The organism is Nautilia sp. (assembly GCF_053994455.1).
The window spans coordinates 1-10,142 of sequence record NZ_JBMYAU010000126.1; the positions used below are offsets into that span (position 1 = coordinate 1).

Sequence of the window (10,142 nt, forward strand, 5' to 3'; positions counted from 1 at the left end):
AATATCATATTTAGTAAGAAAAACAAAGGCACATTCTAAATCTTTTGAGTGCTTAGATAATCGACTCGCTATGTTCTTTGTTAATCTTAATTTAAAAGGTGTTAAATGATGTTATTCGGTCAGTGCCTACATTCAGAGTACTCGGAAGTTTTATTATTTATGATATAATACCGTTTTAAAAAGGCCTTCCATGAAAAGAAACGAAAAAAGAATTCTTATAAAATTTTCAGGAGAAGCTTTAGCCGGAGAAGAAGGTTTCGGAATAGACACCAAAATATTAAAATATCTCGCCGACGAAATAAAATCGGTCGTGAAAGAAGGTTTCGAAATTGCCCTTGTAATAGGAGGAGGCAACTTCATACGCGGTGTAAGCGCCGCGAAAGACGGTATTATAAAAAGAACATCGGGTGATTATATGGGTATGCTCGCAACGGTCATTAACGCCGTTGCCATGCAAGAAGCCCTTGAAAACGACGATGTTCCCGTAAGGGTCCAAAGCGCCATCAAAATGGAGGAAATAGCCGAAAACTTCATTGTAAGGCGCGCAATAAGACACCTTGAGAAAGGAAGGGTCGTAATATTTGCCGCCGGTACCGGTAATCCGTTTTTTACCACGGATACGGCGGGGGTTTTGAGAGCCAGTGAAATAGGAGCGGGTTCCATAATAAAAGCCACGAAAGTGGACGGCATTTACAATAAAGATCCGGAAAAATACGATGATGCCGTTTTATTGGAAGAAATAAGCTATGAAGACGCCCTCAAAGACAACATCAGGGTAATGGACGATACGGCTATTGCCCTCGCAAGGGAAAACAGGCTTCCCATTATCGTCTGCAATATGTTCAAAAAAGGCAATTTGCTGAAAATATTAAAAAACGATCCGAATGCGAAATATTCAATAGTCAAGTAAAGGAGAAACATGAGAATAGAACAGATAAACGCAAAAGCATTGGAAAAAGTCAATTACGACAGATATCTTTTAAGCCAGGCGGTGGCAAAAAGGGTCAACGAGCTTATAAACGGGGCCAAACCGCTTATAGATCTTCCAAAACCGAATATGCAGCTAACAGAAATAGCGACACTTGAAATAGCCGAAGGACTCGTAAAGGTTAAAGAGGTTTGAGAGAAGATTTTTTACAGCTTATAGAAACTATCAAATACATAAAAACTACTAACGAAGCCCTGCGGCTTCTTTTGAGCAGGATAAACACCGAACTTATTAAACAGGCGGTCGATTTTGCCGTTAAGGCACACAGCGGACAAAAAAGAAAAAGCGGGGAGGATTATGTAATACATCCCATTTTGGTGGCCGTAATAACAAGCTATTTCAGTGAGGACGAAGACGTAATTACCGCGGCGATTCTTCACGACATCGTAGAAGACACCCACTACACCATCTATTACATAAAAGACAAATTCGGAAGAAACGTCGCCAATTTAGTCGAAGGGCTTACCAAAATAGTGGAAATAAGACAGAGCTCCCTCGCACCTTCCAGCTCGAACGAAAAACTCACGAAATCGGCTATGACGTTTAGAAAAATGCTCTTAGCGTCCATTCGGGACATAAGGGTTTTGGTCATAAAACTGTGCGACAGGCTTCACAATATGCTCACCTTAAGCGCGCTTCCGCCGCATAAACAAAAAAGAATAGCAGAAGAAACACTTGTAGTTTACACGCCCATAGCGCACAGACTGGGAATTTCAACCTTAAAAAACGTTCTTGAGGATCTCGCCTTTAAATACCTTTTGCCCGAAGAATACAATAAAATAGACGATTATCTTAACAAACACAAAAAAGAATTTACGTTAAGGCTAAACGAGTTCATACAGAAAATTCAAAAACTTCTTTTAAAAGAAGGGCTTAAAGACTTCGAAATAAAAAGCAGAATAAAACATTATTATTCGATATTTCTTAAAATGCAGCGTAAAGGAATCTCCATCGAGGAAATCCTTGATCTCTTAGCCGTCAGAATAATCGTAAACGAACCGATAGAGTGCTATGAAACCTTAGGAGTTGTTCATCTTAATTTCAGACCGTTAATAAGCCGTTTTAAAGACTATATAGCTATTCCGAAAGAAAACGGCTACCAGACGCTGCACACGACGGTATACGACGGAAACTCCATAATAGAGGTGCAGATAAGAACGTACGATATGGACAAAAACGCTGAATTCGGAATAGCCGCCCACTGGAAATACAAACTAAACACGGCACTGCCAAACGTAAAATGGCTCGAGGATATGAAGTTCGACGAAGACATAGAAGATTTCTACGAACTTGCAAAAAACGACCTTTTCAGCGAAGATATAGTCGTGTATTCGCCCAAATTCGAAACGTTTACGCTGCCAAGGGGCGCAACCGCGCTGGATTTCGCATATATGATCCATACCGACATAGGAAACAGGGCTATAGGCGCATACATAAACAAGGAAAAAGCCTCGCTTCTCACCACCCTAAAAACCGGTGATATCGTCAAAATCGTAACGGGGGACGAGGTTATTCCCAGATGCAGCTGGATAGAGTCCATAAAAACAAGCAAAGCCAAATACGAACAGAAAAAACTGTGCCGCCAAAAAGAAAAAGAGATAAATAAAAAACTGGCAATCGCCATTTTAAAAGGAATCTTCGACATAGAAGATATAAAAATAAGGGCTTTTATAAAAGCGAATTCCCTTTGCGAATCAATAAGCAGAATAGTGGAAGATAAGAATTTCTTAAAAGACGTTGTAAAAAGACTTTACAAAACGATGAGAAAAAGAAACCTTTTATATTTCAAAAATATAAATTTAAAAGAGCTTGAATTCGACAACATCCGTGTGATTACGAACAAACAGATTAACGATATAAGCTTCAACTACTGCTGTCATCCGAAATTCGGAGACAAAATTCTCGGGCTTATGAAAAAAAAGGAAGTTGAAATTCATCACAGATTTTGTAATAATGCCGAAAAAAAAATTGACAAAGCGGTCTTTGTCGAATGGATAAGAAACACTCAAAACAGGTATTTTTTAGTGGTCACACTTCAAAATAAAAAGGGGGAACTTGCCAAATTCGTAAGTTTTCTGACAAAACTCGGTATTTTTATCCATTCGATAAGTCTGGGTAAAGAATCCAACAACTGCAGGCTCGAAATCGAATTCGATTCAAAGCAGTACGGGCATATTAGGAAAAAAATAGAAAACGAATACAACATAATTGAATTCATATCGACAAAAGACGCATACGACTGAAAAATCACAATAAAGAAAGGCGGTTTATGGAAATTAAAAAAGCTGTAAACGAAATTAAAAGAGGCACAAGCGAAATAATAGGACTTGAAAAAATAGAAGAGCTTATAAAAAAATATTATCAAACGGGTGAGAGGTTTACAATAAAAGCCGGGTTTGATCCGACCGCTCCGGATCTTCATTTAGGCCATACGGTACTTTTGCAAAAATTAAAAACATTTCAAAAATACGGGGCGACGGTTCAGTTTTTAATAGGTGATTTTACGGCGCAGATAGGGGATCCGAGCGGAAAAAGCGCTACAAGAAAAATGCTCACCCCTGAAGAAGTTGCAAAAAACGCCCAAACTTACAAAGAACAGGTGTTTAAAATATTAGACAAAGAACATACCGAAGTGCTGTTTAACTCAAAATGGCTAAACGCTCTCGGCGCTGCGGGAATTGTCGAACTGACAACGACTTACACGGTGGCGAGAATGCTCGAAAGGGACGACTTTGAAAAAAGGTACAAGTCAAACACCCCGATAGCCATCAGCGAATTTATTTACCCCCTTCTTCAGGGTTATGACAGCGTGGCTCTTAAAAGCGACATCGAAATAGGAGGAACGGATCAGAAATTCAACCTTTTAATGGGGAGGCAGCTTCAAAAAACATATAACGTGGGCAAAGAGCAAAGCGTAGTTATGATGCCGCTTCTCGTCGGACTTGACGGTGTTAACAAAATGAGCAAATCCCTCGGAAACTATATAGGAATAACGGAAGACGCAAACACCATATTCGCAAAAGTGCTTTCAATTTCGGACGAACTTATGTGGGATTGGTACGAACTTTTAAGTGACAAATCCATTGAAGAAATAGAAAAATTGAAAAAAGAGGTTCAAAACGGATTTAACCCTAAAAAAGTAAAAGAGGCCCTCGCAATCGAAATAGTCGACAGGTTTCACGGCAAAGGAGCGGGAGAAAAAGCAAAAGAGCATTTCGACAACATCCACAAAAAAGGGTTAATCCCTGAAAACATACCGGAATTCACCATTAACGAGCAAAATATAACCGACGCTCTCGTTAACACCTCCCTCGCTTCTTCAAAAAGCGAGGCAAGACGCCATATCAAAGCGGGCGCGGTAAAAATAAACAGCGAGAAAACAAACGACCAAAACACCGTTTTAAAAAGCGGCGGGGAATATATTTTACAGATAGGGAAAAGAAAATTCGCAAAAGTAAAGGTAATGTAATGAAGCCTCTTAAAATAGGAAAACATATAATAAAAAACCCGATAATACAAGGCGGGATGGGTCTTGGAATTAGCTGGGACAGACTTGCCGGAAATGTAAGCAAAGAAGGCGGTTTAGGAGTTATAAGCGCAGTGGGGACGGGATATTACGAAGATAAAAAATACGCAAAAAAACTGGTAGAGGGAAGACCCCTTCTGGAAAAAGAGTTTTACAGCAGGGACGCTTTGTTTAAAATAGTCGAAAACGCAAGAAAAATATGCGGCGATGCGCCTCTCGGGTGCAACGTACTATATGCCATAAACGATTACGGAAGAGTGGTAAGGAATGCCTGCGAAGCGGGAGTGGACATAATCATCACCGGTGCCGGGCTTCCTATGGATATGCCGGAATTTACAAAGGATTTTCCGGATGTGGCGCTTGTGCCTATCGTTTCAACGGGAAGGGCTTTTAAGCTTATTGCAAAAAGATGGGAAAAACGATACGGAAGAATTCCAGACGCGGTAATTGTGGAGGGGCCTCTTAGCGGCGGGCACCAGGGCTTTAAATACGAAGAGTGTTTCAAAGAGGAAAACCAGCTTGAACATTTGGTCTCCGATGTTAAAAAAGAAGTCGAAAAGTGGGATAAAAACATCCCCGTAATAGCCGCAGGAGGAATATGGTCCTACGAAGATATTATGAAATTCATAAACCTCGGGGCAGACGGGGTACAGCTCGGGACAAGATTCGCCCTCACGCATGAATGCGACGCAAGCGACGAGTTTAAACGGATTTTGTTAAATGCAAAAAAAGAAGACATAATCCTTATGAAATCGCCCGTCGGATACCCTGCGAGGGGAATCAGAACTAAACTTATAGAAAAAGTCGAAAAAAAAGAAGGTCCCGTTATAAAATGCATATCAAACTGCGTTTTTCCCTGTAAAAGAGGTGAAGAGGCAAGAAAAGTGGGCTACTGTATAGCCGACAGGCTTGCGGACGCGTATACGGGGAACGAGGAACTCGGACTGTTTTTCAGCGGGGCTTACGCATACAAAGCGGACAGACTCTTAAGCGTAAAAGAACTTATGAAAGAGCTTACAGGGGAATAATGAAAAAAGCCGTTTTTATTTTCCTTTTCACGCTCCTTTTTTCATGCGACACAACTTCTATAAACAACGCTTACAACGATTATTACAAATATCAGCAAAAATACATATCAGCCATTCTCGACGATGACAAAAACAGACAAATAAAGGCGTTAAATGAACTTGTAAAATGCGGAAAATTTTTAAAATTCAACACTTCGGAATATGAAAAAAAACTTACCGAACTTACAAAACGGAAAAAAACAAAACTGAATCAAAACGGTGCATCCCCGGACACCACACCTTCGAACAAGCCTCTGAAGCGTTCCAAATACATAAAAATATACTCTTTGTCCCCCATTAAAATCAAAATACCTTACAACAACATAAAACATTTCACAATAAAACATCGTCTTTATAAAAAAGTGTTCGACATTCCCCATGCAATCATTTCAAAACCCGTATTCAAACGGCTAAAAAACGGAATTACGTTAAAAATAGCGCAGTTTAACAAAAAAACGGTCAGAATAGTTTTGTATTCCAAAAAAAGATTTAAAATAGACTATAAAATAAAAAACAATATTTTAAACATAACTCTAAACAGCGGACAGAAAAAAATTTATAAAAACGTTCTTGCGCAAAAGCCAAAAGCGTACAAAGAAAAAAATAAAGTCATAGTAATAGATCCCGGGCACGGCGGAAAAGACGCCGGAGGCATAGGCATACACCGGAGAATGGAAAAAATAGCCGTATTGAAAATTGCAAAATACCTGAAAAATTACCTTATAAAAAAAGGTTATACGGTTTATCTGACGAGAAATTCCGATTACTTCATACCTTTGAAAAAAAGAACCCATTTTGCAAACCTCAAAAAAGCGGATCTTTTTATTTCAATACACTGCAACATTGCCCCCGGACACAACAAAAAAATACACGGAATAGAAACATATTTTCTCTCTCCCACCAGAAACGAAAGGGCCATTGAGGTTGCGAGGCTGGAAAACAAAGAGATAAAAGGGCTCAATTATCTTGATCAGAGGGTTATATTGAATTTTTTAAACAGGGACAGAATGATAGATTCCAATAAACTTGCCATTGATATCCAGCAGGGGATGCTCGGAGTGTTGAAAAACCGTTACAGCTATGTAAGAGACGGGGGAGTCAGACCGGCTCCATTTTGGGTTTTAGTCGGTACACAGATGCCGGCTATTTTGATAGAAACCGGCTACCTGACTAACCCCACCGAATCCCTCAGGCTGTTTACGCCGGAATATCAAAAGTTTCTTGCAAAAGGTATAGCCGAAGGTATTGAAAACTATTTTAAAAAAAACCCGTAAATACACTTTAAAAATATTAAGGCTTTTCTGGTTCAATTAATAAGTTTGAATTCGTTTTTTTCTTTATTATAATTATAAACTTCCCCCGTTTCTATAATATAATACCATCCTATCAAACTGAGTTTGCCTTCTTTTACTCTCTCCTCAACAAAAGGGTAAGTCATTAAATTGTCCAGCTGTTTTATTACGTTTAACTGTTCAACCTCCCATTCCCTGAGCTTAACATCCTTTATGCCTTCGACGGCTTTTTTCACATCTTCTATTATTTCAAGCCATTTTTTTACAAAAGGCAGTTTTTCAAGCTTTTCGGGAGGGTAAAAAAGAGCTTTTAACCCGCCGCAGTTACTGTGGCCGCATACAAGTATGTTTTCAACCTCAAGATATTTTACCGCATATTCAAGTATTGAAGCCGTACATTTGTACGTTCCGTCGTTAATTTCATATGGCGGCACTATATTTGCAATGTTTCTTACCACAAACACTTCACCGGGCATTGTTTTGGTTATTAAATTCGGCACAATTCTGCTGTCGCTGCAGCCTATATAAAAAGTGTGCGGTTTTTGCCCTTCTTTTAATTCCTGAAATAGCTCTTTATGATTTTCAAAATCCCCTTTTTTAAAATTCAAAACACCTTTAAAAAGTTTTTCACTCATTATGACTCCTTTTTATTTAATACATATTCAAGTTCGTATATGTTATTTACAATATATTCGAAATCGTCAATATTTTCCTCATCAGCCGCTATTAACAGTTTATCGTTTATTTTTATTTCCGTCTGAGGAGTCGGCATCAAAATCGTTTTCCCGTCTCTTTTCAATAAAAGATACACTATTTTTAAAAGTTCGTTTCTATCAGCCCTGGATTTCCTAATATCCCCGTACGTTATTTTTTCACCTTTTTCAAGTCTTCTGCAAAGTGCGTAAGCGTTTTTTTTATTTATTTCAATTTCATAATAAAGCGGATTTTCACCGGCTATCGTTTTTAACATATTTACAATAACTTCAGCCCATTCATTGTCTTTTTTTCTTATTTCTTCAATAAAGGCATTTACAAGCGGCCTGGAAATAACCGTATAAGTATATTCCGCTAAAATTTTTTCTAAAACATATATTCTGTCAATTTTTGCGGCTTGAAATATAGTTAAATCCTCAAGTGAATTTTCTCTCGCTATTGTATAAATTTCAGGGTTTAATTCTTTTGCTTTATTTATAATGGTTAAATTCAGCAAGTCATTATTAGTCGAAGCAATTATTACATCAAATTTTTTAATATCAAGTTTTTCTAAATTTTTTTTATCTTCTTCATCCCCGAATATTACGCTGCCTTTTTTGGCTTTATACTCTTGGGTTTTAATATTAAAAATTTCATACTCGATACCGGCTCTTTTAAGTCCCTCTTCAAGCGCTTTTCCCATCCTTCCGTATCCGCAGATTAGATATTTTCCGTGTGGAAAAAGGTCCTTTTTCGAAAATTTAAGGCTGTGCCCGTATGCCCAAAGTTCTAAAAGCCAAATATAGGGGGAAGTGAGATTATAATAGATTCTGTCGGATATAATTTTAAAAGGGTTTTGTATATATTTAATCCCTAATGACTTATAATAATCAAACTGATTTTTTGAAGTTGCTTTTACTATAATATCGATATTTTTATTAAGAAGTTTACAAACAGTGGCAATTTCCATATTTTTAGCGTCATCCTCAAACAAAGATATAACGCCTTTGCAGTTTTCAAGCCCGATTCCCGCAAGTTTTAACACGTTCTGATTTGTAGCGTCTCCCATTATAGCGGGAACATAAGGCTGAAAATTTTCAAGATGCAGTTCTTCTATTTTTTCTTCATTTTTATCAATTACTACAAATCTGTAACCCTTTTCACCCGCTAAATTAATAATATCTTTTGTGATTCTGTTATATCCTAATATAATATAAAATTTTTCTTTTAAACCTAAAACCTGTTTTCTGAATTTATTCATATTTATGGCTTTTTTCAGCGTTTCATCCTGAATAAGCGAAACAATAGTCCCTATTCCGTAAAACCAGCCTATTACCGTTAAATAAATGGCAACCGTAACCCACAGCTTTTGAGGATAGGTAAAAGCGTAAGGGGATTCTCCAAAACCTATTGTGGTAGCCATATAGCTTACAAAATAAATAGCATCAAAAAAATTAAGATAATAAACATTTCCTTTATCATCAACTCCCGGTATCAACATCATTCCGAGAATTGAAATTGAAAAAGTAAATATAATAACCAAAAACGGCGCTCTTAATTTTTTTAAAATAATCCAAATAAGTTGGTTATCCATAATTAATTATCTTTTAGATTTTAGCGTATCACCGATAAAAAGTATCACCGATACAAGATTTGCCAAAAAAGCACCTCCTGCAAGTGAAACAATTGTAACCGAAGTTGTAACGGTAAATTTTTGAACCCCGTAAAGTGCCACCGCCCATACGACAGCAGACGCCAACAACTGCAAATCTGCAACCAGACTCGTTGCCAAAAGGACAGCACCAAGCTGAGTTTTATCGCCTAATTTAAGAATTGTTGCTATCAAATTCACTATGATTGTAAAAAAAAGCTCATACGCGCTGTGCTGTTCAATTACCGTAGGATCCCCGTAAACAAACCCGAAATTAAGCGTCATTGCTAAAATAAAGAAAAAACCCGAAATTATTTTATGCGTATTCATGGCATTTCCTTTTTATACCAATTTTTTTATTATAACTCTTTAACAAAGATAAATTGTCTTAAAATAAATTTCTAAATTTTTTTATTTATTCATGTTACTTTTTGTAACAAATCGACTAATTTAATTACGGTTTCATATATTTTTTTTACCGATTCGATTTTTACCCTTTCGTTTACAGAATGAGGATTTTCAATTATCGGACCTATAGATGCCATGGAAACATTAGGAAGCTTGTTTTTTAACACAGCACATTCAAGCCCGGCGTGAATTACTTTGTATTCTGTATTCATAATTTCTTTTAGTATTTTTGCAAGATCGCTAATTTCCGGTTTCCATGCCGGATATTCACCTTCAAACTCCATTTTCGTCCCTACGCATTTTTCTTTTATGTATTCTTTTACTTCTTCAAGTTTCTCATTTGAATTCGCCCTGAGGGACAAAATAATGTTTTCATTATCGACAATCGCTAAATTTACCGATTTACTGACAACCTGAAATTCAAAATCATATTCAAGCACACCGTGAGGCAGTTTCTTTAAAAATTCCGGATAATCTTTTGCAATAATCTTAACTTTTTTACCTTTGTTATCTGCAA

Annotated in this window: 9 protein-coding genes and 1 pseudogene; 6 read left to right on the forward strand and 4 right to left on the reverse strand. The window is 37.3% G+C overall.

Features of this window, described 5'->3' with window-relative positions:
• The first annotated feature begins 190 nt into the window (after window positions 1-190).
• The 6 genes from pyrH to ACXJIE_RS08820 are packed head-to-tail and all read left to right on the forward strand — an operon-like array spanning window position 191 to window position 6,855.
• On the forward strand, window positions 191-910 hold the full coding sequence (gene pyrH, locus ACXJIE_RS08795) for a UMP kinase (protein WP_456480602.1): 720 nt from the start codon (window positions 191-193) through the stop codon (window positions 908-910).
• Between the two features lie 9 nt (window positions 911-919).
• Complete coding sequence (locus tag ACXJIE_RS08800; RefSeq protein ID WP_456480603.1) at window positions 920-1,123, forward strand: DNA-directed RNA polymerase subunit omega; 204 nt, start codon at window positions 920-922, stop codon at window positions 1,121-1,123.
• The gene (locus ACXJIE_RS08805) at window positions 1,120-3,231 is read left to right on the forward strand and encodes a RelA/SpoT family protein (protein ID WP_456480604.1); all 2,112 of its coding nucleotides are present in this window, start codon (window positions 1,120-1,122) and stop codon (window positions 3,229-3,231) included. The genes ACXJIE_RS08800 and ACXJIE_RS08805 overlap by 4 nt, the downstream gene beginning before the upstream one ends.
• A gap of 26 nt (window positions 3,232-3,257) precedes the next feature.
• Complete coding sequence (gene tyrS, locus ACXJIE_RS08810; RefSeq protein ID WP_456480605.1) at window positions 3,258-4,457, forward strand: tyrosine--tRNA ligase; 1,200 nt, start codon at window positions 3,258-3,260, stop codon at window positions 4,455-4,457.
• Window positions 4,457-5,542, forward strand: coding sequence for a nitronate monooxygenase (locus ACXJIE_RS08815; RefSeq protein WP_456480606.1), 1,086 nt, complete (start codon window positions 4,457-4,459; stop codon window positions 5,540-5,542). The genes tyrS and ACXJIE_RS08815 overlap by 1 nt, the downstream gene beginning before the upstream one ends.
• A complete protein-coding gene (locus ACXJIE_RS08820) occupies window positions 5,542-6,855 on the forward strand; it encodes an N-acetylmuramoyl-L-alanine amidase family protein (protein ID WP_456480607.1) in 1,314 nt (437 codons plus the stop codon). The genes ACXJIE_RS08815 and ACXJIE_RS08820 overlap by 1 nt, the downstream gene beginning before the upstream one ends.
• 32 nt (window positions 6,856-6,887) lie before the next feature.
• Here the strand turns inward: ACXJIE_RS08820 and ACXJIE_RS08825 are convergent, their stop codons facing one another.
• From ACXJIE_RS08825 to ACXJIE_RS08840, 4 genes and pseudogenes are all read right to left on the reverse strand, one after another.
• Window positions 6,888-7,508 (reverse strand): carbonic anhydrase, encoded by a 621-nt coding sequence (locus tag ACXJIE_RS08825; protein WP_456480608.1) that lies wholly within the window; start codon window positions 7,506-7,508, stop codon window positions 6,888-6,890.
• On the reverse strand, window positions 7,508-9,160 hold the full coding sequence (locus tag ACXJIE_RS08830; protein ID WP_456480609.1) for a potassium channel family protein: 1,653 nt from the start codon (window positions 9,158-9,160) through the stop codon (window positions 7,508-7,510). Before ACXJIE_RS08830 ends, ACXJIE_RS08825 begins: the two co-directional genes overlap by 1 nt.
• Window positions 9,161-9,166: 6 nt before the next feature.
• A complete protein-coding gene (locus ACXJIE_RS08835) occupies window positions 9,167-9,547 on the reverse strand; it encodes a DUF6394 family protein (RefSeq protein WP_456480610.1) in 381 nt (126 codons plus the stop codon).
• Window positions 9,548-9,636: 89 nt separating this feature from the next.
• Window positions 9,637-10,142, reverse strand: a pseudogene (locus ACXJIE_RS08840) (M20/M25/M40 family metallo-hydrolase); the annotation flags it as partial.